This is a genomic window from Tolypothrix sp. VBCCA 56010 (assembly GCF_050875635.1).
GTDB lineage: Bacteria > Cyanobacteriota > Cyanobacteriia > Cyanobacteriales > Nostocaceae > Hassallia.
The window spans coordinates 1-24,912 of sequence record NZ_JBPAOH010000066.1; the positions used below are offsets into that span (position 1 = coordinate 1).

General features: G+C 41.8%; 33 protein-coding genes. 15 read left to right on the top strand and 18 right to left on the bottom strand.

Annotated features, from left to right (window positions below):
* Positions 1-109 precede the first annotated feature (109 nt).
* On the bottom strand, positions 110-820 hold the full coding sequence (locus AABK37_RS21525) for a Nif3-like dinuclear metal center hexameric protein (protein WP_432553572.1): 711 nt from the start codon (positions 818-820) through the stop codon (positions 110-112).
* A 93-nt stretch (positions 821-913) separates the two neighbouring features.
* Here AABK37_RS21525 and AABK37_RS21530 point away from each other — a divergent pair, with 93 nt between their 5' ends.
* From AABK37_RS21530 to AABK37_RS21540, 3 genes are all read left to right on the top strand, one after another.
* Positions 914-1,885, top strand: coding sequence for a helix-turn-helix domain-containing protein (locus tag AABK37_RS21530; protein ID WP_432553573.1), 972 nt, complete (start codon positions 914-916; stop codon positions 1,883-1,885).
* A 76-nt stretch (positions 1,886-1,961) separates the two neighbouring features.
* Positions 1,962-2,180 carry a hypothetical protein gene (locus tag AABK37_RS21535; RefSeq protein ID WP_432553574.1) on the top strand — a complete coding sequence of 73 codons (219 nt, stop codon included), beginning with the start codon at positions 1,962-1,964 and terminating at the stop codon, positions 2,178-2,180.
* 61 nt (positions 2,181-2,241) lie between these two features.
* A complete protein-coding gene (locus AABK37_RS21540; RefSeq protein ID WP_432553575.1) occupies positions 2,242-4,128 on the top strand; it encodes an alpha/beta hydrolase in 1,887 nt (628 codons plus the stop codon).
* A gap of 23 nt (positions 4,129-4,151) precedes the next feature.
* On the opposite strand, the gene AABK37_RS21545 is transcribed toward AABK37_RS21540, so the two are convergent.
* Positions 4,152-4,277 (bottom strand): hypothetical protein, encoded by a 126-nt coding sequence (locus AABK37_RS21545; protein WP_432553576.1) that lies wholly within the window; start codon positions 4,275-4,277, stop codon positions 4,152-4,154.
* A 35-nt stretch (positions 4,278-4,312) separates the two neighbouring features.
* On the opposite strand from AABK37_RS21545, the gene AABK37_RS21550 reads away from it, so the two are divergent.
* Positions 4,313-5,065 (top strand): SDR family oxidoreductase, encoded by a 753-nt coding sequence (locus AABK37_RS21550; protein ID WP_432553577.1) that lies wholly within the window; start codon positions 4,313-4,315, stop codon positions 5,063-5,065.
* Positions 5,066-5,240: 175 nt separating this feature from the next.
* Positions 5,241-5,729 (top strand): DUF1772 domain-containing protein, encoded by a 489-nt coding sequence (locus AABK37_RS21555; protein WP_432553578.1) that lies wholly within the window; start codon positions 5,241-5,243, stop codon positions 5,727-5,729.
* 112 nt (positions 5,730-5,841) lie between these two features.
* On the opposite strand, the gene AABK37_RS21560 is transcribed toward AABK37_RS21555, so the two are convergent.
* From AABK37_RS21560 to AABK37_RS21570, 3 genes are all read right to left on the bottom strand, one after another.
* Entirely contained in the window at positions 5,842-6,789 is a 948-nt protein-coding gene (locus AABK37_RS21560; RefSeq protein ID WP_432553579.1) for a tyrosinase family protein, read from the bottom strand.
* Positions 6,790-6,853: 64 nt separating this feature from the next.
* Entirely contained in the window at positions 6,854-7,255 is a 402-nt protein-coding gene (locus AABK37_RS21565; protein WP_432553580.1) for a hypothetical protein, read from the bottom strand.
* A gap of 395 nt (positions 7,256-7,650) precedes the next feature.
* Complete coding sequence (locus AABK37_RS21570) at positions 7,651-7,929, bottom strand: hypothetical protein (RefSeq protein ID WP_432553581.1); 279 nt, start codon at positions 7,927-7,929, stop codon at positions 7,651-7,653.
* 267 nt (positions 7,930-8,196) lie between these two features.
* On the opposite strand from AABK37_RS21570, the gene AABK37_RS21575 reads away from it, so the two are divergent.
* Complete coding sequence (locus AABK37_RS21575; RefSeq protein WP_432553582.1) at positions 8,197-8,733, top strand: hypothetical protein; 537 nt, start codon at positions 8,197-8,199, stop codon at positions 8,731-8,733.
* 15 nt (positions 8,734-8,748) lie between these two features.
* Here AABK37_RS21575 and AABK37_RS21580 read toward each other — a convergent pair whose 3' ends face one another.
* The 3 genes from AABK37_RS21580 to AABK37_RS21590 all read right to left on the bottom strand — a co-directional run bounded on the left by AABK37_RS21580 (position 8,749) and on the right by AABK37_RS21590 (position 10,932).
* A complete protein-coding gene (locus AABK37_RS21580) occupies positions 8,749-9,897 on the bottom strand; it encodes an extracellular solute-binding protein (RefSeq protein ID WP_432553583.1) in 1,149 nt (382 codons plus the stop codon).
* A gap of 77 nt (positions 9,898-9,974) precedes the next feature.
* Positions 9,975-10,283, bottom strand: a complete 309-nt coding sequence (locus tag AABK37_RS21585) for a hypothetical protein (RefSeq protein WP_432553584.1) — start codon at positions 10,281-10,283, stop codon at positions 9,975-9,977.
* 64 nt (positions 10,284-10,347) lie between these two features.
* Complete coding sequence (locus tag AABK37_RS21590) at positions 10,348-10,932, bottom strand: PAP/fibrillin family protein (RefSeq protein ID WP_432553613.1); 585 nt, start codon at positions 10,930-10,932, stop codon at positions 10,348-10,350.
* A gap of 230 nt (positions 10,933-11,162) precedes the next feature.
* On the opposite strand from AABK37_RS21590, the gene AABK37_RS21595 reads away from it, so the two are divergent.
* Together AABK37_RS21595 and mraY are read left to right on the top strand one after the other, a co-directional pair.
* Complete coding sequence (locus tag AABK37_RS21595; protein WP_432553585.1) at positions 11,163-11,402, top strand: DUF3134 domain-containing protein; 240 nt, start codon at positions 11,163-11,165, stop codon at positions 11,400-11,402.
* 77 nt (positions 11,403-11,479) lie between these two features.
* Complete coding sequence (gene mraY, locus AABK37_RS21600; RefSeq protein ID WP_432553586.1) at positions 11,480-12,577, top strand: phospho-N-acetylmuramoyl-pentapeptide-transferase; 1,098 nt, start codon at positions 11,480-11,482, stop codon at positions 12,575-12,577.
* A 270-nt stretch (positions 12,578-12,847) separates the two neighbouring features.
* Here the strand turns inward: mraY and AABK37_RS21605 are convergent, their stop codons facing one another.
* From AABK37_RS21605 to AABK37_RS21630, 6 genes are all read right to left on the bottom strand, one after another.
* A complete protein-coding gene (locus AABK37_RS21605) occupies positions 12,848-13,381 on the bottom strand; it encodes a MogA/MoaB family molybdenum cofactor biosynthesis protein (protein WP_432553587.1) in 534 nt (177 codons plus the stop codon).
* A complete protein-coding gene (locus AABK37_RS21610; protein ID WP_432553588.1) occupies positions 13,329-13,478 on the bottom strand; it encodes a hypothetical protein in 150 nt (49 codons plus the stop codon). Before AABK37_RS21610 ends, AABK37_RS21605 begins: the two co-directional genes overlap by 53 nt.
* Before the next feature lie 14 nt (positions 13,479-13,492).
* Positions 13,493-13,828 (bottom strand): photosystem II reaction center protein Psb28, encoded by a 336-nt coding sequence (psb28, locus tag AABK37_RS21615; protein WP_432553589.1) that lies wholly within the window; start codon positions 13,826-13,828, stop codon positions 13,493-13,495.
* A 100-nt stretch (positions 13,829-13,928) separates the two neighbouring features.
* Positions 13,929-14,381 carry a D-aminoacyl-tRNA deacylase gene (gene dtd, locus AABK37_RS21620; RefSeq protein WP_432553590.1) on the bottom strand — a complete coding sequence of 151 codons (453 nt, stop codon included), beginning with the start codon at positions 14,379-14,381 and terminating at the stop codon, positions 13,929-13,931.
* Between the two features lie 261 nt (positions 14,382-14,642).
* Positions 14,643-14,870 (bottom strand): helix-turn-helix transcriptional regulator, encoded by a 228-nt coding sequence (locus AABK37_RS21625; RefSeq protein ID WP_432553591.1) that lies wholly within the window; start codon positions 14,868-14,870, stop codon positions 14,643-14,645.
* A gap of 38 nt (positions 14,871-14,908) precedes the next feature.
* Positions 14,909-15,169, bottom strand: coding sequence for a helix-turn-helix domain-containing protein (locus AABK37_RS21630; RefSeq protein ID WP_432553592.1), 261 nt, complete (start codon positions 15,167-15,169; stop codon positions 14,909-14,911).
* A gap of 176 nt (positions 15,170-15,345) precedes the next feature.
* Between AABK37_RS21630 and AABK37_RS21635 the strand changes: the two genes are divergently transcribed.
* The 4 genes from AABK37_RS21635 to AABK37_RS21650 all read left to right on the top strand — a co-directional run bounded on the left by AABK37_RS21635 (position 15,346) and on the right by AABK37_RS21650 (position 17,351).
* Positions 15,346-15,612 carry a hypothetical protein gene (locus AABK37_RS21635; RefSeq protein ID WP_432553593.1) on the top strand — a complete coding sequence of 89 codons (267 nt, stop codon included), beginning with the start codon at positions 15,346-15,348 and terminating at the stop codon, positions 15,610-15,612.
* A 109-nt stretch (positions 15,613-15,721) separates the two neighbouring features.
* On the top strand, positions 15,722-16,528 hold the full coding sequence (locus tag AABK37_RS21640; protein WP_432553614.1) for an Rpn family recombination-promoting nuclease/putative transposase: 807 nt from the start codon (positions 15,722-15,724) through the stop codon (positions 16,526-16,528).
* 17 nt (positions 16,529-16,545) lie between these two features.
* On the top strand, positions 16,546-16,740 hold the full coding sequence (locus tag AABK37_RS21645; RefSeq protein WP_432553594.1) for a hypothetical protein: 195 nt from the start codon (positions 16,546-16,548) through the stop codon (positions 16,738-16,740).
* Between the two features lie 350 nt (positions 16,741-17,090).
* On the top strand, positions 17,091-17,351 hold the full coding sequence (locus tag AABK37_RS21650; protein ID WP_432553595.1) for a hypothetical protein: 261 nt from the start codon (positions 17,091-17,093) through the stop codon (positions 17,349-17,351).
* An 86-nt stretch (positions 17,352-17,437) separates the two neighbouring features.
* Here AABK37_RS21650 and AABK37_RS21655 read toward each other — a convergent pair whose 3' ends face one another.
* Complete coding sequence (locus AABK37_RS21655; protein WP_432553596.1) at positions 17,438-18,571, bottom strand: CobW family GTP-binding protein; 1,134 nt, start codon at positions 18,569-18,571, stop codon at positions 17,438-17,440.
* A 137-nt stretch (positions 18,572-18,708) separates the two neighbouring features.
* On the opposite strand from AABK37_RS21655, the gene cysS reads away from it, so the two are divergent.
* The 3 genes from cysS (at position 18,709) to AABK37_RS21670 (ending at position 23,265) form a co-directional block, all read left to right on the top strand.
* Positions 18,709-20,247 (top strand): cysteine--tRNA ligase, encoded by a 1,539-nt coding sequence (gene cysS, locus AABK37_RS21660; protein WP_432553597.1) that lies wholly within the window; start codon positions 18,709-18,711, stop codon positions 20,245-20,247.
* Between the two features lie 176 nt (positions 20,248-20,423).
* Positions 20,424-21,863 (top strand): TldD/PmbA family protein, encoded by a 1,440-nt coding sequence (locus AABK37_RS21665; protein WP_432553598.1) that lies wholly within the window; start codon positions 20,424-20,426, stop codon positions 21,861-21,863.
* A 55-nt stretch (positions 21,864-21,918) separates the two neighbouring features.
* Positions 21,919-23,265, top strand: coding sequence for a TldD/PmbA family protein (locus AABK37_RS21670; protein WP_432553615.1), 1,347 nt, complete (start codon positions 21,919-21,921; stop codon positions 23,263-23,265).
* A 104-nt stretch (positions 23,266-23,369) separates the two neighbouring features.
* On the opposite strand, the gene AABK37_RS21675 is transcribed toward AABK37_RS21670, so the two are convergent.
* From AABK37_RS21675 to coaD, 3 genes are all read right to left on the bottom strand, one after another.
* Positions 23,370-23,690: a Ycf66 family protein gene (locus AABK37_RS21675; RefSeq protein ID WP_039743022.1), complete on the bottom strand. Its 321-nt coding sequence runs from the start codon at positions 23,688-23,690 to the stop codon at positions 23,370-23,372.
* 65 nt (positions 23,691-23,755) lie between these two features.
* Positions 23,756-24,448 (bottom strand): DivIVA domain-containing protein, encoded by a 693-nt coding sequence (locus tag AABK37_RS21680; RefSeq protein WP_432553599.1) that lies wholly within the window; start codon positions 24,446-24,448, stop codon positions 23,756-23,758.
* Positions 24,334-24,909 (bottom strand): pantetheine-phosphate adenylyltransferase, encoded by a 576-nt coding sequence (gene coaD / locus AABK37_RS21685; protein ID WP_432553600.1) that lies wholly within the window; start codon positions 24,907-24,909, stop codon positions 24,334-24,336. Before coaD ends, AABK37_RS21680 begins: the two co-directional genes overlap by 115 nt.
* Between the last annotated feature and the right edge of the window lie 3 nt (positions 24,910-24,912).

Genomic DNA, 24,912 nt, shown 5'->3' on the forward strand with positions numbered 1-24,912 from the left:
TGCCCAATGCCCAATGCCCAATGCCCAATGCCCAATGCCCAATGCCCAATGCCCAATGCCCAATGCCCAATGCCCAATGCCCAATGCCCAATGCCCAATGCCCTATGCATTAGGGAGCAACTAAAACCTCTAAATTAGCCCAACGTTCACGTAGTATTCCTGCGAGTACACGTAAACCCCAAACTTCACTACGACGGTGCCCAATAGCGATCGCTGCAATTTTAGTTTCCTGCATCGCTTGTTCGGCTGGCTGTCGCAATTGTCCTGTTATATAAACTTCAGCACCTTTATTTGCTGCTTCACGTACCAGCAAGTCTGTCATTGCGCCAACAACAGCAATTCGTGATACTTCACTCTGTTCTGCCGTCAGTACTTGCTCGTATCCTCCAAAGATTTGATTGATACAATTACATAAATTATGAAAATTCTGCTTCGGTATCTCTCCAATCATACCGATCGCACGACAATCTTTTTTTCCTAAAACTTCTAGAGATGAAATTCCCAAAACTTCCGCCAAGCGAGAATTGTAACTCAACGTCAAATACTCATCAAATGGTAAATGATAAGCAATTACCCCGACATCTGGTGTAAGTTGTTGTGGTTGAAGTTTCCAGGGTCGATGTAAGAATAGCGCATCTATATTTTGCGCGATCACCCATTCTGATAAATCTGTCTTAGGTTCTAACGCCAAACCCAAACGTTTAATACTACGGGATGATGGCAAATATACACCACCTCTTTCAGCTTCGGTGTAACGTTCAACCGCAAACAAGCGATCGAGAAATTCTGCTATTTCTGGTAAATAAATCAACTGTTGCATAATCCTGGTATTGTAGAAGACGTTCCGTCGGAACGTCTTTACGATATGTTAATTTATCGATGTTAATTGTCAAATCATCTTGCTAGTAGAAAAATGGCGCAACAACAGCAAATTACCATCATCGATTATCGTCAAGCAGATGCATCGAATTTAATTTTGCCTAAATCGCCAATTGTTTCTAGCAAAAACGCTCAGTGGAGTGATATTCATTTTGAACTGCAACAACAGCCGACACACGATACTACAGAACATCTTCACTGCTTGCATATTTTGACATATATTTGTTCACCAACGCCTTTGGAACAGTGGATTGATGGAAAGTTACAGCAGTTAGTGCATGGCAATACTTTCATTTTGCCAGCTGGAGTGCTGCACCGCTGTCAGTGGTTAAAGGATATTGAGTTTATGTTTGTGGGAATTGAACCAAGCTTGTTTAATAAGGTAGGACAAGAGTTGGTGAAAAGCGATGTCAGGCGACAAGCCGCTAGCCTGCGGCAACGCCAAGGGCGAACGCGTCTACGCATCGAACTTAAGCCTCATTTTGCCACATTGCAAGACCCACTCATTCAAGGCATTCTTTCAGCATTTAAAGATGAGCTAGTTTCTGGTGGTATCGCTGGTAACTTATTTATCGAGCAACTAAAAACAACATTGATAACGCATTTGCTGAGAAAATATTCTGTTTTCAAAACTCAGATTTCCACTTCTTCAGATGGATTGCCAAAACACAAATTACAGAAAGTAATTGAATATATCAACGCTCATCTTCAGTATAATTTGAGACTAGCAGAAATTGCCGCGATCGCTCAATTAAGTGAATTTTACTTTTGTCGTCTTTTCAAGCAATCAATGAATATGTCTGTACATCAATATGTAATTCAGCAGCGAGTTGAGCGAGCCAAACAATTGTTATTACAAGGAGAAATGCCAATAATTGATGTTGCTTTAGCCTGCGGCTTTGCCAACCAAAGTCATCTTAACCTACATTTTAAACGCCTTACGGGTGTCACCCCCAAAATTATCTTACAAAATCGCCACAAGCCAGACAACATGCACACAACTTAATAATTTATAAAGGTAGCTAAAAGAGTATAGGATTAATAATTAATAATATTCCGATCAACTCAAGAAAGCATTCAACATGAGTAACTCTGAGTTTCATGACGAAATTACTTTAGCAGAACAAGCAGAAGCTTTAGGAAAAAAAGCTTTGAAATTGAAACTTATCTCTAGTTTTGTTGTGCATCACTTTCCTGATAGTTGGGAATTTTACATTCACAACGAGAGTAAGTCTCAAGCACTAACCCCAGAGGAAGCGTATTTACACTTAAAAAGTCTAGTGGAAAAATCTAGCGGATAGCTATCCTCTAGTATACTATTGTGAAAAACAATATCCCCGACTTATTCAATAAGTCGGGGATATGAAACTAGATATTTTGAGAAACAAAAAGTTATATCATACTGTGGCAGACACTCTTGCAGTAGTGGCAATGACACAGCACAATATAGATTATTTGAGTAAGATACTTCACAAAAAGCAGCATTGGGTAGGAAAAGCGATTCTCCGTTGGAGAGGCTACGCCAACGCTTCATTATTTGGAGTTATATCCAGTGTAGCAATTACAACACCTGCATTCGGAGCCGATCGCATTGATTTTTATTACCCTCCATTTGGTGACTTTTCCATCTCCACCAATGATTTAGAAATATTTGCCAAACAAGGTAAAATTACTTCCGACTTTGCCTTTTATGCTAAACGTGCTAAACCAGAACAACTAGCACAACTACGAGAATTTCTCCAAACCAAATTTAATATTAGCCCCACCTTAGTGTCGCAATTTACTTATTCCCCCATAGGCGAAAAAATACTGCAACGTCTGGGAGAATTAGTGCAAGTGGAAACTAGACAAAATGGTTTCTACGCTTTACGATCTGCACTTATTTTATCTGCTGCTGACCCACAAGGTTTAACATTAGTTAATATCATACGTCGATATCCTAGCCCCAGTATACGTTTGAACTTTTCGGAAACGGTAAATACATTTGGGCAATTATCAGATTTACTGAAAAAAAGAGATGCAGTAGTTTCGACATTACAACAATTAGCAGATAAAAATACAACACAAGCGCAAATTGATTTTTCGCAACGGCAAGATATTCGACTTGCAGGTGGTTTGGGTTTCCAAAAAATTACTTTAAATTTACGCGAGCGATCGCGTGATGGACAATCTGGATCTATCCCAGAACGCAACTACGGCGCAGATTTATATTTACCTCAATCGCCGCAAAACAAAACACCTAGCTTTTCTTCGCCTTTCCCTGTAATTGTAATTTCTCACGGCTTGGCACAAGACCGCAATACATTTGCCTATTTAGCTAAACATTTAGTATCCTATGGCTTTGCAGTCGCGGTCATTGAACATCCGGAAACTAACTCTAAGGAGTTTCAACAATTCTTATCAGGAATTGCAAGTCCCCCACAAGCAACAGAATTAATTAACCGTCCCTTAGATGTAAAATACTTATTAGATGAACTTCAACGTCTGAACGATTCTGATGTTAATCTCAAAGGAAAATTGAATCTTCAACAAGTAGGAGTAATCGGACATTCTTTAGGCGCATATACTGCTTTAGCGTTAGCAGGAGCAACAATAAATTTTCCGCAAGTCCGTAAAGATTGTAGTCCTAACCGTTCGTTAAATTTATCAGTTTTCTTACAGTGTAGAGCGTTGGAAGTAAAACCAGCTATTTATCCAATTAAAGATGAGCGGGTAAAAGCAATTTTGGCAATGAATCCCTTAGATAGCACAATTTTTGGCTCTAAGGGAGTAAGTCAAATTAAAATTCCGACAATGTTAGTAGCAGGTAGTCAAGATATTTTTACCCCAGCCGTACCAGAACAGATTTTTCCTTTTACCAGGCTACCAAATCCAGATAAATATTTAGCATTAATCGAAAATGGCACTCACTTCACAGTGGAAACAGATCCACCTCCCAGTGAAAGAGTGATACCTGTACCAAATGGATTACTTGGTCCAGATCGCACACCAGCTTACTCTTATGTCAAAGCTCTCAGTGTGGCTTTTTTTGAAACTCATCTTCTCAACAAACCGAATTATCGTCCTTATTTAAGTGAGTCTTATGCCAAGTTTATCAGTAAAGCGCCTTTAAACCTGAGTTTAATCAACTCTTCTAGCTCAGAAGAGATAGCACAATTATTAAGTAAGCTTTATCCGCAGTTTGCCACCGACAAAGAATTAAAAATAAAAGAAAATAGCAAGAACTTACAAAAAGCAGCAAGAATCTGAAATACTATAACCTTCAGCACATTTTATTGTGAAGGTGAAAATCTTTCTTCTTCCCCATTCCCCATTCCCCATTCCCCATTCCCCATTCCCCATTCCCCAGAAAGAATAGGGAGTAGGGAGTAGGAAATTTTTCTTTCCCCATTCCCCATTCCCCATTCCCCATTTTCTTTTAGGACAAGAATTTATGGCAGGTAAATTAGATGGCAAAGTGGCAATTGTCACTGGTGGTAGTTCCGGGATTGGCAGAGCAACAGCAGTTGCTTTTGCCAAAGAAGGTGCGAAAGTCGTCATTGCAGCTCGTCGCACCCAAGAAGGTGAAGAAACAGTGCGTCTAGTTGAAGAAGCCGGAAGTGAAGCTTTATTTGTACAAACAGATGTAACTAACGCAGCACAAATTGAAGCATTAGTCAATAAAACAGTAGAAATTTATGGTCGTTTGGATTGTGCTTTTAACAACGCAGGTGTTGGAAAATCGATTCCCCTGACTGAAAGAACCGAAGAAGACTGGGATTCTGAGATTGATGTGAATTTGAAAGCGGTGTGGCTTTGTTTAAAGTATGAAATTCCGGCGATGCTGAAAACAGGTGGGGGAGCGATCGCTAATATGGCATCTATGGGCGGTGCTGTTATCGGTGCATCTAGTTTTTCTGCCTACCAAGCAGCCAAAAGCGGAGTTGTTGGGCTAACTCGTTCAGCTGCAATCGAATATGCCAGCCAGAAAATTCGTATTAATGCAGTTAGTCCCGGTCTTATTTCGACTGATATTTTGGCAGGTCTTCCAGAAGAAGTGTTTCAGGAAATGACAGCAACTATTCCCCTCAAGCGGTTAGGGGAAGCTGAAGAAGTTGCAGAAGCGGTTGTCTTTTTATGTTCAAACGCAGCTTCTTACATTACAGGACAAAACTTAGTAATTGATGGCGGCTATACCGTACAGTAACGAGTAACACGGTGAATTACTCTTAGATTTGGTGTTTAGACGAGTTTGGTGGCACAAGTTTGGCTCAATCGATCGCGGCTGCTCGTACCCAAGCTCAACTGGTGGGAAAATAAGGCAATGCAGTAAAATCCGATCGCTCAACAACATTGTTGGGCAGTAATCCACAAGAGGCTTTATGGTAACTGTTAACCACTTGCCTTTCGCATTGAAGCTTTTCGCGGCACTAGGCTGCGGACTGGTGGCTGGAGTTTTCTTTGCCTTCTCGACTTTCGTGATGAACGCTCTTTCGCGACTCCAACCAGCACAGGGCATTGCCGCCATGCAATCGATTAACATTACAGCGATCAATCCATTGTTCATGATGGCGCTCTTTGGAACGGCTGCGGCTTGCATCTTTCTGGCTTTTTCCTCGCTGTTAAGGTGGCATCAACCCGGTGCTGCCTACTTGCTCGTTGGCAGCCTGCTCTATCTCGTCGGCACAGTAGGAGTGACAATCGTGTTCAACGTGCCGCTGAACGATGCGCTAGCGAGGGTCGATCCCAGCAGCACTGACGGCGCGAGCCTGTGGGTCAGCTACCTTGCCAACTGGACGTTCTGGAACCATATTCGGACGGCAGCGGCGCTTGCGGGAGCCGCATTGCTCACCATTGCGCTGTGTTGTTGATCGGCGCTTTTCGCACTTCGGTGCCCGCTTGAGCGCGATCGCACTTCTTTCTACTTTTTTGAATCTGGTAGAACAAAGAAAAATTGTTTTGATTTTCTATCGCGCCGATCTACTAATCGTAGTAGATGCCGAGTCTTCTAGAATTTAGAACTTCTACGGGTCTAGCCTTTAGCCTGGTAGTTTTCCCATCCCAAGGATACATTAGGTCGTAGAGATTGTGTCCCTCTGGTCCGTCACCAGTGGGTAGATATCCTTGGCTTGGGTTCTTCTCTTGCCATATTGCCCAGAGCCGATCTACGTTGCAATGATGCAGCCAAAAAACTGGATCGTTTGGTGAAATAACCACATTTGACATATCGCCCCCGATCCATGTATGAGCTTGGTTGTGTAATTCAACAGCGAATGTTCCGTCTGGATTAATAATAAGCGATCCGTCTGGATTAACTGATCCGCCCGGAGTGAGGAAGCCTTCAAGCCGATTGCGATGGCTGGGACTGCTATCTATGTTCCATGGTTCTTGATCGTAAGGAGTTTCCTCGATTGCGATCTGCACATTTGTTCGAGTTGGTAGTCCTTTACTGAATTTACCAAACTCGCGTTGTAAGCCTCCCTTAGGATTGCCATCCGCATTAATGGTTATCCATTGATCGGTTGCAAATGGACCAGTCTTAACTAAGTTATTATCCTCAGGGTCACCATTACCTCCCATAAAGTCATCATCCCAAAGTGGTGAATTGAAAGGATCGTCAGCATCTTGCGTCCAGTCCCAGTAGGGAATTGTCACACCAGGCACTCTTTTTTGTAGTTGCCGTTCAAATCTGTAAAGATAATAGCGATGCCAAGGAAGAAACGCCGGACCCACGTGAGCAGCATTACGGAAATGCCTGGGATCGCTTGGGTCTTCGTGTGCGGTTGCTAAAGTATGCCAAAGCACATACTCATCGTAAATACTACGGTTAGTAGTACGACTAATACTAGCTTTGACTGCTTTGACTGCCGAAATGTAGTTTTGTTTTTCAGTGCTACTCAGATACCTGAAATTTTTTCTAATATTCTTCATCTTCCACCTCAATTTTTTGCTTCCTTTGTTTCTTCAATTCCTTAAATGCTTACGCCAATAATTTTCAATCAACATTAGGATCTAGCTTTACCTCACCAATAGGAAACTTTATTCCCTGGTCTATTAACCTTTTCGCTATTTCATGGGGCGAGTTAAACTCCCCAAATAAAAGAGGTGTCATATATTTGTCTGTATTATTATTTCTGATAATTCTAATTTCTTTGTCATCAAGAAATAGCTGTTTTGATGTGTCAAATGTATTATCTATATTTCCAGTCGTATCTTGCGTTTGATTGGTGACGATCCTATATTTTCTACCTTTGTATACTTCCTCAGATATATCTTGAGCTTCAGCTTTACTAACCAATAATTTGCCAAGGAATGGAGCACTTCCCGCAACTACGGTTCCAATACCCACGAAGCTGATTAAACTTAAAAATTGACGACGAGAAAAACTAGAAGACATGATTTTTCCTGAATCCAATTCACTAATTTTTTATTTCCATCAAGTGAAAATTTAGTTGTCTAAAGGCAACTGTAATTTTCAACTGCAAGTAGTTAAGCGGAGTTTACTCAAATTTATTTAGATACGCGATCGCACTCTTTTTGTTTAGAAACTCCACATCAGTGGAATCAATCCTCATAAATCTATAGTATCCATGCGGAAAATTCCTGATGATGTCAATGACAACCGAACACAAACACAAGTTTGATATCGATATTCGTCGATTCACCAAGGCAACGCTTTTTTCTATGCGCTGAAATTATGTTTTATTAGCGCTTTTTTTGAAAAGCCACTTTTAACAATACAGTTATTTAATTGATAAAGCAAGATTGTTTAAGTATGTTTACGTATTTAATTTATATAATTAATACCAATATCATAAGTGCCAAAAAAAGTGTAATTTTATTTTTAGGACTTTTTGAGATTTTTTTCGGAATTTTAACTAACATTCCGTAGGTGCGATCGCGCACCCGCGCAGTACCCCTTAAGCGATCGCATACGTATTGTATTTTTGAAGCACTCGCAGCTTCACCCAAAGAAGTTGCCAGCATCCACGCTGCTTTGTTTGCAATATGAGTGAAAATAACACACTGCGCTTGATTGTTGGATGTGGAAATGCCACTAAAAAAAGCCACGCGATCGCGTGGCTTGTTTCAGCCATCTGGTAGAAAACAGAAAAATTGTTTTGATTGCCGCTTACATTGGTTATGCGCTTCAAATTGGAAACATTGGTATTAAAAGCTCTGTCCTTAGTAAGTAGACAATTCTAAATTTCATATTTTAGATTAAGGAATTGAGGATAGTCTAAAAAATGTAATGGGTAATGGGTTTTGAAGAATTGATGAAAACCTATTACCCATACTCCTTTGAGGATGAATCCCAAATCGAACAGGGTATAAGTTATGCGTAAACATAAAATGGGTGTTCAAAAGTCATTACTTACACTATTCTTAGGCATTAGCCTCACCACGATTTCCCTTTTATCAATTCAACCATCAACAGCGCAAACTGAAGCATCTATACCACCCGCTTCTGATGCTCCTTTAGAATTAAATTTATTGAACAATCCAAAAGGTGTAATTACAGCTAACACCATTAACCAAGGGCAATTGACTGTTCCCAGTTTATGGTGGGCAAAAGAAAACTCTGAAAACAAGTTGTTAGATAACTGGATAGCATATCCAGCAAAAGGTACACAACCTGCACGAGTTGATGTTGTTGTCAACCAGCAATTTTGGAGTATTTTAGACTATTTAGAACGATACAACTTCGTGAATCGTGTAGGCAGCCTTGCCAGGAATTACGGTTACAATATCCGGGTTTTCAACTATCAACAAGAACGTTTAGCAACTTATACTTGTAACTTTAAAACAAGTCCAGCTTTATGTAGGATAGATATTAATAGTCAGAATAAACTAGGATTGGGACGCTCTTTATAGAAAAAGAGATATTTTTCATCCTTCATTTTTGATTCTGGCAAACAAATCTTGGTACTGCTTTTGCGTTGATTGAGATAAAGGTAGCAAAAATTCATTTTTATCGAAAAATTGAGAATTACTGACTAAAAGATTGCGTAATGGTTCGAGTATGTCAGATGTCGCAATGACGGTAGAAATTGGGGAATTAGTTTTAGTCAGCAAAGAAATTTGCTTGGCAATGTTGGGAGTCCAACAAAAATCAATCCACTCAGATAATAAAGCACTTTTTCCCCCAACTGGACGTACCCACAAATCTGACCACATTGCCGTTCCGGACTCAGGGATAATTACCGCAAGTTCTGGATAACGTGTTAGCATCCGCACAACGTCGCTTGACCAAGCAACTGCTAACCAAGTATCGCCAATGATTAAGGGTTCGAGATACTTATCATCAGCGTAAAACTTGACCTGTTGGTTTAAGGTTCGTAATTCCTTTTCCAAAGAAGGCACTTGATCCAGATTTTCTGTGTTGTAGGATTTTCCTAACTTCTTCAAAACTATACCAATAACTTCTCGTGGTTGATCCAGTAGAGAAATGCGATCGCGCAAATCACTTCTAAACAAATCAGCCCAATCTCTCGGTGTCCAACCCAATTGTTTAAATTTATCGCGGCGGTAAACAATCACGCTACTACCCCAGCGGTAAGGTGCAGCCCAAATTTTTCCTTGAGCATCCAAATTACCTTGGTCATTACGTCTCACCAATTCTTGCCAGCGTTTCGGCAAAGCAGACCACTGTTTTAACTGCGACTCTTCCAATGGTTGAATTAGTTTCTGCTCAATCGCCTCTTTTAGTCTGTAATCTGCTAACGTTACCAAATCGGCTACAACAGCTTTTTGGAATTGCGGCAAGGGTAATGAGGGAAGCCATCCCTTACCATCAGTATTTTTGGTTTTTCCCTGCCAAGTTTCCAATTGAGCGAATAAATCCTGCAATTGTCCTACTGGGGCAAACTTTAATTGTGCTTTTTGCTGTAAACTCTTGCTAAATTGATTCACCACCTGTCCGGGGATAGAGCCTTTCAATAGCTGCACGTTTAATTTCGCCTGATTGTTGTCAGCACACCCAACAAGCAGTTGCGAAGCCAGTGCGCCCGTACCCAGTATAAAAGACCGTCTATCCATCAATTTTGAATTTTAGATTTTAAAGCCACTTACGTGCGATTAGCATTTCTGTAGCATGATTTGGAATTATATCTATATTAGTCATTGGGCATAGGGCATTGGGCATGGGGGATGGGGCATGGGGCATGGGGCATTGGGAATTGGGCATCGGGCATTGGGCATTGGGAATTGGTAATTGGTGAGCCAGTGCGTTGGGGAGGCAGTGCGGTCTTGGGGTCTCCCCAAATGAAGCACCTGCCGTCATCTGCCGTCGGGTCTCCCGACTTGAAGCACAGCCGCGAACCCCGAAGGGGTAATTGGTAATTGGTAATTGTCTTTTCCATTCCCCATCCCCCATGCCCCATCCCCCATGCCCGATGCCCAATTCCCAATGCCCAATGCCCCATTACCCTCTTGACAAAGTACCTACAATCGCTTAAGGTCATTCGCAAATACTCTTTGAGGAACATTTTATGCTTTGGTTAAGACAAACACACTACCCTCATTACCTCTACCAATACGCAGATCGTTATCTAGATAGGTGATATCTAGCCAGCCTTGTTGTTCACCACTTTTAATAGGAAAATCAATTGCAGTGAATTTTTTACCAGCTTCAATTTGTTGGATAAAAGTTTCCGGATTACTGTAACCTATTAAGTTTTTCAAGCCGATAATAGACCGCTCAAATTTGACTTTGACGCGCCGCTCGGAAACTACTTCAAATTTAGCAGCCACGCTCACTAAACCTTGGAGTAATGGTAAGCCATAAAATTCGGCTATGTTGTAAACGCTCTGAGTTTCTACGCGAATACACTGATAAATTTGACCAACTTTAGACAAGGGTATGCGGTCGAGGTTTAATAGCCCAATGCTTGTGGTGTATAGCAGTCGCCAATTGCCATTGAGCAAATGAACAGCTTCAACCGGACGAGGTGTAGGGTTTAAGTCTTCTAAGTTAGCGATCGCAGCTTCGATAGCCTGTTTTTCTAATTCAGTTGCCAAAATTCCCCGATTTGTAGAAGCAATTGCATTAATTAAATACGCCTTTGTCATGATGTGTCATTACCTCAAAAAATATCAGTATTAAGACGATATTAATGTTCTGTGTATAAAGGCATAACATTAATTGAGAATCCACAAGTCCCGTGCGATCGTTTACTGCTATTAAATAAAAATTTTTTGACGGATTTTTCTATGAGAGAGTTGAATGATGAACTAAATTCGCCTAGATCAAGTGATAAACTCTTAATGTCTATTCACTGTAGCCTTTTCGTGCCTTCGTCGATATGTTGAATTCTCCATTACGTGAAGAACCCCGCAACCAACGAGCCGCCGTAATTCCATTAAAGCAAGAGTCCTCGCTCTTGGACTGGTTGCAGTCAAGTAATCGTCTGATAGCGCGTGAAGTTCAAGAAGCGGATTTTTCATCTTCGGAAGATGATGTGGAAGCTTTGATGGGTGTAGAAGATGGCGGAATTGATTATGATATCGATGATGACGACGATATCCCCGTAGAAGACGATTAATTTCTGTCGGTAGGGGGCAAAAGTGGCATAGTCCCCGTAATTTATTGAATGTAAGTGTGGAGTGAAGGGAAATATCCGTGGACGCTAAATTATCTCCTGACCAAGGTTTAAATATTTCTGGTATTGGTCTAGTCTCTTTATTGGGTGTAGGACTAAGTGTTGCAGCACTAAGTTTAGATTGGATGGGCAATCGGTTGCCTTGGCAGGGTATGTCGCTAACCCTGCCACTATTGTTGTCTGCGCTATTGTCGGGCGCCGTCGGCTTTTGGGTAATACCGTGGCTGCAAGCACTCAAAGCAGGGCAAATCATCCGCGAGGATGGTCCGCAAGCGCATTTGAAAAAGGCAGGCACACCAACAATGGGCGGCATTTTCTTTGTGCCTGTGGCGGTGATTATTGCTTGTATATGGTCTAACTTTTCATATGAAGTACTTGCGGTTTCCGCATTAACACTAAGTTACGGTTTGATTGGCTGGATTGACGATTGGCAAATTCTCCGCCGTAAGTCCAATAAAGGTATATCGCCTCATATGAAACTGGCTTTGCAAGTCGGTTTTGCCGCACTGTTTTGTCTGTGGCTAATGTTTAACCAACCTTCTAATATTACGAATATCGCTTTGCCGATATTAGGTTTTTCGCTACCTCTGGGATTTTTATTTTGGCCTTTAGCTGGTTTTGTTTTAGTAGCAGAAAGTAACGCGACTAATTTAACTGATGGAATTGATGGGTTGGCAGCCGGAACAGTAGCGATCGCTATCTTCGCATTAGGTGTTCTCATCGCCCCCACCTCGCTGACATTGATGGTTTTCTGTGCTGCTGTCAGTGGCAGTTGCTTGGGCTTTTTAGCTCATAATCGCAACCCAGCTCGCGTTTTTATGGGAGATACTGGTTCTCTAGCGCTGGGAGGCGCTCTGGCTGCCGTAGGATTAATGACTAATAGCCTGGTAGCGCTATTTATTATTAGCGGTATCTTCTTCGTCGAAACCCTTTCAGTAATGGCGCAAGTTGGTTACTACAAAGCCACAAAAGGTCCTGATGGTAAAGGTAAGCGGCTTTTCAAAATGGCACCTTTACACCATCACTTAGAACTTACTGGATGGTCTGAACAACAAGTAGTTGGCGTTTTTTATATTATCGCAGCAATTTTGTCTGTAATGAGTTTGGCGTTGGCGTAGCCTCTCCTACGGAGAATCGCTCAATTTTGAAACTTTGAAAAAATAACGATGGTAAAATCTCGCAACCCCCCTCTATCTAAAGGGGGTTGTTTTTTTAAGGAGAGTTAGGAGTTGTAGAGACGCGATCGGTCGCGTATGTACAGGAGTCAGGAGGCGCAAAGTTATATCATGTCCGTTTAATTGACATTAATAAAAAATCCGTTTTCCTTGTAGAGACGTAGCACTGCTACGTCTCTACATCATATGTAATCTACGAGACATGATATTATATCAAGTCCGCATCTGGCTGACTAAATGCACGAGTTCGGGTAAAATCAACTTGGACATCGCCAACCGCACAGCATTGCTAGAACCAGGAAGAGAAAAGATTAATTTTTGTTGATAAATACCAGCAACAGCGCGAGATGCGATCGCTCGCGAACCAATTTCTTGATAACTTAAAAAGCGAAATAACTCCCCAAATCCCGGTAAGGTTTTTGAGAGCAATTTCTCAATTGCATCGTAGGTGGTATCCCTCGGTGCAATTCCCGTGCCCCCGTTGAAAATTACTACATCTAAATTAGCGTTTTTACCCAACAATTGAATTTGCTCTTGAATTTGTGCTGGTTCATCCTTGATAATTGTGTAAGCTCCTACAGCATGATTTGCATTGAGGAGTAATTGCTGAATTAGCTGTCCACTTTTGTCTGTTTCGCTTGTGCGTGTATCGCTAACTGTAACCACAGCACAAGTTACTGACATTTCTGGCGAGTCAGGATGAGGTTGTTGCATATATTTTGTTAATGGGGAATGGGCATGGGGCATGGAAAGAATCGTATTTATTCACCGATGAGCGAACTTGAACTTCTTTAATTCCCAATGCCCAATGCCCAATGCCCATTGCCCAATGCCCATTGCCCAATGCCCAATGCCCGATTAAGCTTTATTCAATTCTAATCCATTTTCCTCGCCATACCGCTCCATAAAGCGTATAAAACGATCCCATTGTTGGCTAGATTTCATTATATGGATAGCTTCTAATGCTTCTGGTTTGCCGTTGATAAATCGAGCTTTGACTTCACGAGTGATGATTTCCCCTTCTTCGTCAATCATATACATGCCGGTGATATCTTCAGTGACGCCTTGATCCAAAGCTTTAGGATTGGTGAAAATAAACGTTGCTGTACCACTGTCGCCACTACGCGATCGCGTTAACCGTACCTCTGGAATAACTTCTTCATTAATACCTCTGGAAAACTGGATCTTCGCCATGATGAGATTTAAACTTTTGTGATGGTTAATTTAATATTCTCTCATCATTTAGAACTGCTTAGTATAGCGTTGCTTATTTTTATTAACTACGTATAAACCCTTATGTTGCTTCTCGCTCTAGCAATAAAGTCACAGGACCGTCATTTTCAATCGACACTTGCATCATTGCCCCAAATTCACCAGTTTCCACCCGCAAACCACTTTCTTGCAACTTGGCGACAAAGTTATTATATAAATCTTTGGCTAATGTTGGAGCGGCTGAACGGTCAAAAGAGGGACGGCGACCTTTGCGACAGTCTCCGTAAAGCGTGAATTGACTAATTACCAGCAACTCACCGTTAATTTCCTGTACGGATTTTTGCCATCTGTCTCCCCCCTCTTCATCAGGAAACAGCCGCAAGTTTAAACACTTACGCACCATCCAGTCAACTTCGACAGCAGTATCTGTATCGGCAATACCGACGAGTAAGTTTAACCCTCGTTTAATTTTGCCGATAATTTCACCGTTTACGGTAACTTGAGATGATTTAACTCGCTGGATGATAACACGCATAAGAAGTACTGTTGGAGATAATGCGATCGCTCCTAAATGTTACTTAATTGACAAGTTGGCTTTAACTGATATCTTGCACCAATACCAACAACCGCCTTAGAATTCATTCTAAGGCTAATAGCTAAAGTCGTCTTTAGACGACTAGATAAAGGTTTTAGTCCACAAAGCGTGGACTTAAGCTAAAAGCCTGTGAGTTTTAACTCTGGGCGGGTCTGGACGCTAATTGAGAATAGTGCAAGATATTAGCTTTAACCTACTCGCTCAGGGTACGTCTTCGTGTTGATTTGCTTTTGCCATAGATTCGTTGACTGCCTGCTCTAATTCTTCTATTGAACATTTATATAACCTACACAATGCCGCTGTTTGATTGATCTTGAGTTTGGGCATTGTACGCCCTTTTTCCCAGTTTCGTACAGATGATTCGCCTACACCCACGATACTTGCAACATCAACGGTTCTGAAATTTAATCTCTCTCTTAACTGCCTCATATCCATTACGGAAAACCCGAATCCAACCAAAAAATCTGTTATTCCCTGTCTTTTTCTTTTTGGACAGAAATAGTCGCATCTTCGCTAGTAATATCATCTGGTATCCAAATTAGCAACTCTCGTGGTTGAACATTATAGGTAGCGCAAATTTTTTCTAATACGTTTCCAGTCGGAATATAAGTTGGGTCATTACACAAGCGATATGCTGTGTCTCTGCCAAGACCAGTTTCTTGCCAGAAGCGATATCTACTTATTTCTCTGTCACTTATAAATTGTTTGATTGTGTTCAGTACCGACATTTTATCATCGCATAGTGGCTTTATATCTGATTTTTACTATTCGCAGAATTAAGACATTCGCAAAATATAGACATATTTACTAATAATTGCAAATATAGATACAATCAAAAGCTGTTGCGCTCAACCGCCAAGAAGAACCGCAACAGCTAATGTTAACCTTTTGCGAGGTCAATATTATGATTGCACAAGTTGAGAATAAGCGTATCGCAGAAACAGAGCAGGTAATTGCACCTGACTTGCAGCAAGATGTTACACAACAAACATCTCCAAATAGAGAATTTATCAAGCATCTGTTGATTGGTTCGCCAAAAGCTGTGAAAAGCACTATCCATTATTTGCAAGTTCTTGGATATGCAGATGTTGGTGCATGGAGTCCGTTACTACCAACTGCTAACCCAGGTGAATTTATGAGTATTTTGAGCAGGTCTATTTTAGTGCAGTAGTCTTTGCTGCTTTGTCAGACTTAATTGGTGAATAACTTCCATGTTAATTGGAGGTTATTCACCTTCAGAACTAAAGCCGGCAATTGTCTCAATACTTAATAATCTCGTAATGTTCGATAATACCTGTAAATTTCTTGCTGAAACTTTCCCCAGTGATTTTGCCACCTGGCTGTTAGGGGAAGCGATCGCACTCACAGAGTTAAGTCCTTCAGAACTCTCCCTTGAACCCATCCGCGCCGATGCGCTGATATTGCTTCAATCTGATGAAGTTGTTCTGCATCTGGAATTCCAAACTTTGCCCAAAGCTGATATTCCCTTTCGGATGATTGACTATCGGTTACGAGTGTATCGCCGTTTTCCCCGCAAACGGATGCGCCAAGTAGTGATTTATTTGCAACAGACAAATTCAGAACTTGTGCAGCAAACGACATTCAGTTTAGAAGAAACCTTTCATAGGTTTGAGGTCATTCGCCTTTGGGAGCAACCAACAAGTATATTTTTGGAGCATCCAGGATTGTTACCCTTTGCGGTATTAAGCAATACTAATGACCGTACTGAAACATTAAGGCAGGTTGCTGAAGAAATTTCTAGCATTAGCGACCAACGGACACAAAGTAATGTTGCAGCCTCAGCGTATATTCTGGCTGGGCTAGTATTGGAGAAAGACGTAGTTAAACAGTTGCTGCGAGAAGAACTTATGCAAGAATCAGTAACTTATCAAGCTCTCAAAGCTGAAATGATAGAACAAGGTCGTGTTGAAGGTCGTGCTGAAGGTCGTGCTGAAGGTCGTGTTGAAGAAGCGCGGCGTGTGGCGGCGAATCTGTTAAAAGAGGGAATTTCACCGGAAGTTGTGGCAAAAGTGACGGGCTTATCCACAGAACAGGTGCAACAGTTGGATACTGAAGCTGAAAATTAAAGAGAGTGGAAGAACTTATGCAAGAATCAGTAACTTATCAAGCTCTCAAAGACGAAGCTCGTGCTGAAGGTCGTGCTGAAGGTCGTGCTGAAGAAGCGCGGCGTGTGGCGGCGAATCTGCTAAAAGAGGGAATTTCACCCGAAGTTGTAGCGAAAGTGACGGGGTTATCCACAGAACAGGTGCAACAGTTGGATACTGAAGCTGAAAATTAAGCAGAGTGAAGGGCGATGTATTTTGACTCGCCGTTTGGGTATGCGCTGTTTTGCTCATCGCCCTTATTGCTTGAATCAAATTATGCGTCATAAATAGATAAATTTCTCACGCAAAAATGCTAAGTTGCAAATAGTTTTTGCGTTTTTGGGTGAGGCTGAAAATTCTATGTTAAATGTCAAAATTTCAACGAAAATGAGCCAATAATCGCACCTTGGGGCACGCCTGTTGGTTGCTGACTCTGGAGCCGTATCCTGACCCAGTGAAATATTCCAGGTCAAAAAGGTTTTTGATATTAAGTACGGAAAGGTTTCGTCATTACGATCGGCGTCTAGGGGATGCGATCGCATCAATGTCTTATTTAGGTAAAGCTAATTTAGCTGGAGCAAGTATAAATGGTACTGTGTTAACAAACACTATCTTTTATGAAACTATAATGCCCGATGGAAAATTAAAAGATGCTTTATCCATCAATAATAGTTCTAAACCATCTGATAACATCCTTAAATCACTTGGACAATTTTCACTCTTTCTTTTATTGGGTTTTCTGGTGTTTTTTGGGTGTAAAGTCTTTTGGGCAAGGCTTCACAAAAAAACTTTATCCAAACAATAATTTTCATATAGAGGATTCTCTATGATAGTCATATTTAAAGTCCGTAGGGTGCGTTAACGTAGTGTAACGCACCCTACTCTTAACTCTTATTTCCCGAAGCCTTTACCGCGAGAAGTCGAAGGTAGACAGAGGCAATTTTGCAGCTGACTTAGCAAAGTCTCGCTATCGAGATTTTGACCAATCAAAACAATCTGATTTTTCTTTTCACCTTTCCACTCATCATCATCCATTGTGAAGCGCTTACCGCAAAGGTGGAAAATATGACGCTTTGGACTTTCGTCAAACCACATAATTCCCTTAGCGCGGAAGATATTCTCAGATAGCTGGTTATCTAAGAAATGTTGAAACTTCCTGATAGAGAAAGGCTTGTCACTCTGGAAAGAAATCGAGGTAAAGCCATCATTTTCTAAATGGTCGGAATGATGGTGGTGATGTTCGTGGTCGTGATGATCGTGATGATCGTGGTGGTCGTGACCGCATGTAGAATGGTCGTGGTCGTCGTGGTCGTGATGGTGATGTTCGTGGTCGTGATGGTCGTGATTATGCTCATCAACGGTGTCAAAATACTTATCAGACTCAAACAGACCAACGCTGAGAATTAAAGGAAGTGGGACTTGCGATCGCGTGGTGCGAAGAATTCGAGCTCCTTCTTTAACTTCCCCGATTTTCTTTTCCAACTCATTCAAAGTGGCTTCATCAACCAAATCTGTTTTATTGATAACAATCACATCACCATAAGCAATTTGACTGTAAGCTGCTTGCGAGTTGAATAAATCCAAGCTGTAATTTGCCGCGTCTACTACCGTAATAATCGAATCCAGACGAGTCAAATCGCGTAATTCTGTACCCAAAAATGTCAGCGCGACTGGTAGCGGGTCTGCTAATCCAGTTGTTTCTACAACTAGATAATCTAGCCTTTCCTCGCGTTCTAAAACTTTGTAAACAGCATCAACCAAATCATTATTAATGGTGCAGCAAATACAACCATTATTCAGTTCCACCATGTTCTCGCCAGTGGAAACAATTAACTCATTGTCGATGCCAATTTCACCAAATTCATTCACTAAAACAGCGGTTTTCAAACCCTGTTGATTGGTGAGAATATGATTAAGTAAAGTCGTCTTACCACTACCTAGAAATCCAGTAATAATTGTTACTGGCAAACCTTGTTTCGGTGCATCCATTGCTTGAGATTGGTCGGGAGTGACTGCTGATTGCATAGCGCTGTGTCAAAAAAATCAAAATTAAGGAATGTAGCGCAGATAGTCCAGAAAACACTAGCATAGGGATGCTGGACATCCGTCCTTTGCTGCTTACCCTATTATTACGTATCTTCTCATTAGAGCATTACTCTGTTATGACCCTAACCGTTTACAACACTCTTAGCCGTCGTCAAGAACCTTTTGAAACAGTCGAGCCAGGAAAGGTTAAGATGTATTACTGCGGCGTGACGGTTTATGATTATTGCCATTTGGGTCATGCCAGAGCTTGTATAGTTTGGGATGTAGTGCGTCGATACTTACAATTTATCGGCTATGAAGTGCGCTATGTCCAGAATTTTACTGATGTTGATGATAAGATTTTGAATCGAGCGCGGCAAGAACACTCAACGATGGAGACGATCGCCGATCGCTTTATCAAAGCATATTTTGAGGATATGGCGCGGCTGAATGTCAAAGAAGCTTCAGAATATCCCCGCGCTACCCATACAATGAATGGCATAACTCGACTAATTCACGAGTTAGAAAACAAAGGCTACGCTTACCCAAGTAACGGCGATGTTTACTATGCGGTGCGTAAGTTTCCTGAGTATGGCAAGCTTTCTGGACGTAAATTAGAAAATTCACAAGCTGGTGCGAGTGGACGAGTTGATCTAGAAGATCCAGAGTATCAGCGCAAAAAAGATTCGGCTGATTTTGCTTTGTGGAAAGCTGCAAAACCAGATGAACCCGCTTGGGAATCACCTTGGGGTAAAGGTCGTCCGGGATGGCATATTGAATGTAGTGCAATGGTACGCGATCGCCTTGGCGAAACCATCGACATTCACGCCGGCGGTGAAGATTTAATTTTCCCCCATCATGAAAACGAAATTGCCCAATCTGAAGCAGTGACAGGCAAACCGTTATCTCGCTACTGGATGCATAACGGCATGGTGAAGGTGGATGGCGAAAAAATGTCCAAATCTTTAGGTAACTTTACCACGATTCGCGACTTACTGAATCGAGGCGTTGACCCAATGGCAGTGCGATTATTTGTGCTGATGGCACAATATCGTACACCAATCGATTTTACTGACGAAGCAATTCAAGCAGCAACCAACGGTTGGAACACCCTGAAAAAAGGTTTGCTTTTCGGGTATCAATTGGGATGGGGACAAGGGGACAAGGAGACAGGGGGACAAGGGGACAAGGAGATAGGGGGACAAGGAGGACGACTTGGAGACAATTCTTTCTCCCCCTCCCCCCCTCCCCCCCTTCCCCCCACTCCCCACTCCCTACTCCCTGAAATTGTTGAACGTTTCATCGAAGCTGTAAATGATGACTTTAATTTCCCTGGTGGGTTGGTGATTTTGTTTAAATTAGCCAAGGAACTAGAACGAGAGGGTAATATTTTTGTCCATGAAGGTAAAACCGAAATACCACCGGATGAGTTACTCAAACAGTGGCATACACTTGTCACTTTGGCTGGAGTTTTAGGTTTAGAAGCCGAGATGGAAGCAGAAAAATCTGTGAGTGAGGGTTTAAGCGATGCCGAAATTGAAGCGAAAATTCACCAAAGACAAGATGCGCGTTTAGCGAGGAATTTTGAATTAAGCGATCGCATTCGCAATGAACTGCTTGAACGTGGAATTACCCTAATTGATAGCCGTGATGGAACCCGCTGGCACAGAAATTAAAAGTTAGGAGTTAGGTAGAGACGTTCCACTGGAACGTCTGTACGCAAGTTATAAGTTAGGAATTTTCTAATCAACAACTACCAACGCTCCACCCAACAACTACCACCTAACAACTAACAACGCTCCACCCAACAACGCTCCACCCAACAACTAACAATTAACAACTAACATTAATTATGTGGTCTGAATTAACAAAAATCATCGCTTCTCTGAATATCCCCGCTGATTGGATTGGTATTAGAGCCGTAAAGGAAAACAACTATAATTGTTATGTTCGAGACGCCTTACCGCAGACAAACGGCAAATCCTCTACTATCGGAGTGATGCTGGAAGTTTTGGTTAATGGTTGTCTCGGTTACGCTGCTACCAACTCCCTGGATTTTACCAGCTTGCAAGCTGCTGCGGAAAAAGCGTATAAACAGGCACTAACCGCAAGTGAATGGTGGATATATCCCTTCAGTGCCAAACAACGCCCTAAAGTGGTTGGTGAATATATTTCTCCATTTCTTAAACCATTAGATGGACTGAGTCCCAGAGAAATAAATGATATACTCATCCGCATTTGCAAAACTTTAAAAGTTGACGATAAAATCGTCCAAACCACGGCAACCACCACTACTACCGAAAAAGAAACGTGGTTTGTCAGCAGTAACGGCTCGGAAGTGTATCAAAAAATATTGTCATTAGGCACTCATTACGGAGCTACGGCACAAGATGGAGCGATCGTGCAGCAGCGCAGTAACAACGGCTGGCAAGCACACTGTTACCAAGGTGGCATGGAACTGTTAAGAGAAGAAGAGTTATGGCAACGGGTGCAGCAAATTGGCGAACAAGCAATAGAACTATTGACAGCGGATGAATGCCCGTCCATACGCACAAACTTAGTTTTAGCGCCTGACCAAATGATGCTACAAATTCATGAAAGTGTGGGACATCCCCTAGAAATCGATCGCATTTTAGGAGATGAGCGCAACTACGCCGGCGGCAGCTTTGTCAACAAAAGTGACTTTGGGAACTTAGTATACGGTTCTGAGTTAATGAACATCACCTTTGACCCCACCGTACCCGGAGAGTTTGCCAGCTATAACTTTGATGATACTGGGGCAGTGGCAACACGAGAGTACTTAATTAAAGAAGGCGTACTTCAGCGCGGTGTAGGCAGTTTAGAAAGCCAAGCTAGAGCCGGTGTGCCAGGAGTTGCCTGTGCGCGTGCATGTTCTTGGAATCGACCAGCGATCGATCGCATGGCAAACTTGAATTTAGAGCCAGGAAACGCCAGCTTTGACGAAATCATCGCCGACATAGAACACGGCGTTTACATGGAATCTAACCGTTCTTGGTCAATTGATGACCAACGTTATAAATTTCAGTTTGGCTGTGAGTACGCCAAATTAATCGAAAACGGCAAACTCACCAAAACCCTCCGCAATCCTAATTATCGAGCCACCACACCCGAATTTTGGCACAGCTTAATCAAAGTCGGAAACTCTTCTAACTGGCAAATGTACGGCACAGCTTACTGTGGCAAAGGAGAACCAAATCAAGCGATTTCCGTAGGACATGGTTCACCCATTTGTCTATTTGCTAACGTCGAAGTCTTCGGCGGAGGCGGCTAGAAAGACAAGGGGATGGGGGGATGGGGGGACAAGGAGACAAGGGGACAAGCAAACGATGAAAATTGACGAATTATCAAATTTAGAAATTAGCTTTAATCGATTAATTGAAACTCTGCTAAATAAAAAAACAGATAGCGAACACTTCACTATAAAACTACACGGTGAACGCAGTCAATTTACGCGGTTCAATCACGCTAAAGTGCGACAAACTGGTTGTGTTGCTGATGGTTGGATCGAACTGAATTTGATGCTAGATCGGCGCAACAGTTTTCGACAATTTCCCTTTACTGGGAATTGGGAAATTGATTGGCAAGCAGCATACAACGCTTTAGAAGAATTAAGGGAAGAACTGCCTTATTTACCTGCCGATCCGTATCTCGTATTGCCATCAGGAACAAATACGAGTCGGGAAATACATTCGGGGAAATTGTTGGCGGCGGAAGCGGTAGTACCAACCGTACTCGAACAAGTTGCCGAATTAGATTTTGCTGGGATATATGCTGGGGGTTCGGTAATTCAAGGTTATGGTGATTCTAGCGGTCAAAAACATTTATTTGCAACCGATACTTTTACCTTAGATTATTCTATTTTCACGACTTCGGGACAAGCTGTAAAAGGCACTTTTGCCGGAAGTGATTGGGATTCAACTGCTTATACAGCGAAAATCAGCGATGCGAAAAGGCAAATAGAACTGCTTTCACATTCGCCGAAAGAATTGCCACGCGGAAATTACAAAACTTATTTTGCGCCGGCGGCTGTTTCTGATTTATTAATGATGCTTTCTTGGGGTGGTGTCAGCGAAGCTGATATTCAACAAGGAAATAGTGCTTTGGCTGCAATATCGCGTCAAGAAAAGCAGCTTTCTCGGTTATTTAATTTGAAAGAAAACTTTCAACGTGGGTTAGTGCCGCGATTTAATGAATGGGGAGAAATGGCAGCGCCGGAAATTCCGATAATTGAAAAAGGGATGTTAGTAAATACCTTGGTGAATTCTCGCACGGCAAAGGAATATGAAAAAAATGCGAATGGTGCGAATGGAAATGAGTCATTACGTGCGCCAGAAGTAAGTGTGGGAAATTTAGCATTTGAGCAGATTTTGCCAAGTTTAGATACAGGGTTATATGTATCGAATTTACATTACTTGAATTGGAGCGATCGCCCAACTGGTAGAATCACAGGTATGACTCGTTATGCTTGTTTTTGGGTTGAAAAGGGAGAAATCATCGCCCCTATTGAAAATCTGCGTTTTGATGACAGTCTCTATCGCTTTTGGGGAAAAAATTTGATAGACTTCACCAATTTTCAAGAATTCATTCCCGAAGTCGGAACATACGAAAGTCGTCAACTTGGCGGTAGTATGGTTCCTGGGATGTTGGTTGAAGATTTTACTTATACCCTTTAATTGTTTCACGCAAAATTGTAGAGACGTTCCGCCGAAACGTCTCTATAGACGTTCCAGCAAAACGTCTCTATAGACGTTCCAGCAAAACGTCTCTAGGGGTGATATTATCTATTTCTATAAACGTTAATTACAATATCTTTAATACAGAAATAAATAATTATTAAAAATGACAAAAATTGCCCAAATTGAAGAATTGGATCTAACCGCCAACCTTGAAATATCAAAATTACCCCAGATAAAAACATTAAAACTGGTATAAATATCGCTTGGATAATATAAAGTGATAGAGCTTGATTAGTCAATCTAGTTGTTTGAACTAGAAAAAATACCATTAAAATTAAGTAAGCTGCCCCCAAAAGAACGTAAATAATTCCTAGTAAGCTGGCTACATTTAAGCCAATATTAACTTGGGCGAAAGTAAACATTTATGAATAATCCTGCTGAATGAAATTAATTTGTGGTATGTAAATACTTTGATTAATTTACAGGTTTATTTCTTCTTACCAGGAGATGAATTGTTTTGTGGTGGGGTGTCTGGGTAAAGTTGTTCGCGTCCGTTGCGGATAACTCGCAACATATCGGTGAGGTTTTGCTCGATATTTTCCAAGACGCTATCAGCATAAGTATCGGCGCCATTTTCAATTTCTTGAGCTTGAGCGATCGCGATTTGGCGAATTTCCTCCAACTCTTGCTGACAAGCACGTCGCTTGCGCTCAATTTCTGCCAGGGTGTCTTCCATCATCGCATCACATTCAAGCTGCACTTCTTGCCGAAGAAGAAGCGCTTCTGTTTGTGCTTGTCGGATAATGTCGCTTTCAGCTAGAATCTGCGCTCTTTTGGCTTGCGCTGCCTCTACAATTTGCTGTCCATATTCTTCCGCTTCCAGAAGAATTTCCTGCTTCTGTTCGATAATCGCGGCAGCTTCTTGAAAAACAAATGGCAAAGAAACTCGAATAAAATCAAGCTGATCCAGCAGCTTTTCTTCATCGACTAACGTGCGTCGCGTCAGGGGAATGTGGAAACTAGAAAGAATCATTTCCTCTAAGCGGTTGAGTTCCTGCTGAATTTCTACACTTCCCATTCCGGAAACGTCTCCATAGGAGTTTGGGTCGGCAAACTCCTGAGGTTCTGGGTTGCTTCCGTTTTGATTGGGTTCGATACCGTCTGTTGGTGAGCGTAGCATTGGTATATATCTACAGCGACGTGCGGGGGAACAAGATGATCGATAGAGCCACCAAACCTTGCAATCTCTTTTACTACACTACTACTTAAAAAACTATACTCGTTTGACGTAGCCAGAAAAACAGTTTCTATTTGAGTAGAAAGGGTTTTATTAGTATGCGCCATTTGTAGCTCTACTTCAAAGTCCGAAACCGCCCGTAAACCCCGTAACAAAACTTGTGCTTGTTGCATTTGGGCATAATTGACGGTTAGACCATCAAAGCTGTCTACTTCTACATTAAGTAGATGTGCTGTTGAAAGACGAATCTGTTGTTGGCGTTGTTGCACGCTAAACAGTGGCGTTTTGTTCGGGTTACGCAGCACAGCGACAATCACCTTCTCAAACAACCTGCTACCACGTTGGATCAAGTCAAGGTGTCCTAAGGTAATGGGGTCGAAACTACCTGGATAAATGGCAATCACAAT

What these genes read in the sequence shown, in the direction of transcription:
- AABK37_RS21525 (WP_432553572.1), bottom strand. Translation starts at nt 820, where the DNA reads ATGCAACAGTTGATTTATTTACCAGAAATAGCAGAATTTCTCGATCGC.
- AABK37_RS21530 (WP_432553573.1), top strand. Translation starts at nt 914, where the DNA reads ATGGCGCAACAACAGCAAATTACCATCATCGATTATCGTCAAGCAGAT.
- AABK37_RS21535 (WP_432553574.1), top strand. Translation starts at nt 1,962, where the DNA reads ATGAGTAACTCTGAGTTTCATGACGAAATTACTTTAGCAGAACAAGCA.
- AABK37_RS21540 (WP_432553575.1), top strand. Translation starts at nt 2,242, where the DNA reads ATGAAACTAGATATTTTGAGAAACAAAAAGTTATATCATACTGTGGCA.
- AABK37_RS21545 (WP_432553576.1), bottom strand. Translation starts at nt 4,277, where the DNA reads ATGGGGAATGGGGAAAGAAAAATTTCCTACTCCCTACTCCCTATTCTT.
- AABK37_RS21550 (WP_432553577.1), top strand. Translation starts at nt 4,313, where the DNA reads ATGGCAGGTAAATTAGATGGCAAAGTGGCAATTGTCACTGGTGGTAGT.
- AABK37_RS21555 (WP_432553578.1), top strand. Translation starts at nt 5,241, where the DNA reads ATGGTAACTGTTAACCACTTGCCTTTCGCATTGAAGCTTTTCGCGGCA.
- AABK37_RS21560 (WP_432553579.1), bottom strand. Translation starts at nt 6,789, where the DNA reads ATGAAGAATATTAGAAAAAATTTCAGGTATCTGAGTAGCACTGAAAAA.
- AABK37_RS21565 (WP_432553580.1), bottom strand. Translation starts at nt 7,255, where the DNA reads ATGTCTTCTAGTTTTTCTCGTCGTCAATTTTTAAGTTTAATCAGCTTC.
- AABK37_RS21575 (WP_432553582.1), top strand. Translation starts at nt 8,197, where the DNA reads ATGCGTAAACATAAAATGGGTGTTCAAAAGTCATTACTTACACTATTC.
- AABK37_RS21580 (WP_432553583.1), bottom strand. Translation starts at nt 9,897, where the DNA reads ATGGATAGACGGTCTTTTATACTGGGTACGGGCGCACTGGCTTCGCAA.
- AABK37_RS21585 (WP_432553584.1), bottom strand. Translation starts at nt 10,283, where the DNA reads ATGGGGCATTGGGCATTGGGAATTGGGCATCGGGCATGGGGGATGGGG.
- AABK37_RS21595 (WP_432553585.1), top strand. Translation starts at nt 11,163, where the DNA reads ATGTTGAATTCTCCATTACGTGAAGAACCCCGCAACCAACGAGCCGCC.
- AABK37_RS21605 (WP_432553587.1), bottom strand. Translation starts at nt 13,381, where the DNA reads ATGCCCCATGCCCATTCCCCATTAACAAAATATATGCAACAACCTCAT.
- psb28 (WP_432553589.1), bottom strand. Translation starts at nt 13,828, where the DNA reads ATGGCGAAGATCCAGTTTTCCAGAGGTATTAATGAAGAAGTTATTCCA.
- dtd (WP_432553590.1), bottom strand. Translation starts at nt 14,381, where the DNA reads ATGCGTGTTATCATCCAGCGAGTTAAATCATCTCAAGTTACCGTAAAC.
- AABK37_RS21625 (WP_432553591.1), bottom strand. Translation starts at nt 14,870, where the DNA reads ATGAGGCAGTTAAGAGAGAGATTAAATTTCAGAACCGTTGATGTTGCA.
- AABK37_RS21630 (WP_432553592.1), bottom strand. Translation starts at nt 15,169, where the DNA reads ATGTCGGTACTGAACACAATCAAACAATTTATAAGTGACAGAGAAATA.
- AABK37_RS21635 (WP_432553593.1), top strand. Translation starts at nt 15,346, where the DNA reads ATGATTGCACAAGTTGAGAATAAGCGTATCGCAGAAACAGAGCAGGTA.
- AABK37_RS21640 (WP_432553614.1), top strand. Translation starts at nt 15,722, where the DNA reads ATGTTCGATAATACCTGTAAATTTCTTGCTGAAACTTTCCCCAGTGAT.
- AABK37_RS21645 (WP_432553594.1), top strand. Translation starts at nt 16,546, where the DNA reads ATGCAAGAATCAGTAACTTATCAAGCTCTCAAAGACGAAGCTCGTGCT.
- AABK37_RS21650 (WP_432553595.1), top strand. Translation starts at nt 17,091, where the DNA reads ATGTCTTATTTAGGTAAAGCTAATTTAGCTGGAGCAAGTATAAATGGT.
- AABK37_RS21655 (WP_432553596.1), bottom strand. Translation starts at nt 18,571, where the DNA reads ATGCAATCAGCAGTCACTCCCGACCAATCTCAAGCAATGGATGCACCG.
- cysS (WP_432553597.1), top strand. Translation starts at nt 18,709, where the DNA reads ATGACCCTAACCGTTTACAACACTCTTAGCCGTCGTCAAGAACCTTTT.
- AABK37_RS21665 (WP_432553598.1), top strand. Translation starts at nt 20,424, where the DNA reads ATGTGGTCTGAATTAACAAAAATCATCGCTTCTCTGAATATCCCCGCT.
- AABK37_RS21670 (WP_432553615.1), top strand. Translation starts at nt 21,919, where the DNA reads ATGAAAATTGACGAATTATCAAATTTAGAAATTAGCTTTAATCGATTA.
- AABK37_RS21675 (WP_039743022.1), bottom strand. Translation starts at nt 23,690, where the DNA reads ATGTTTACTTTCGCCCAAGTTAATATTGGCTTAAATGTAGCCAGCTTA.
- AABK37_RS21680 (WP_432553599.1), bottom strand. Translation starts at nt 24,448, where the DNA reads ATGCTACGCTCACCAACAGACGGTATCGAACCCAATCAAAACGGAAGC.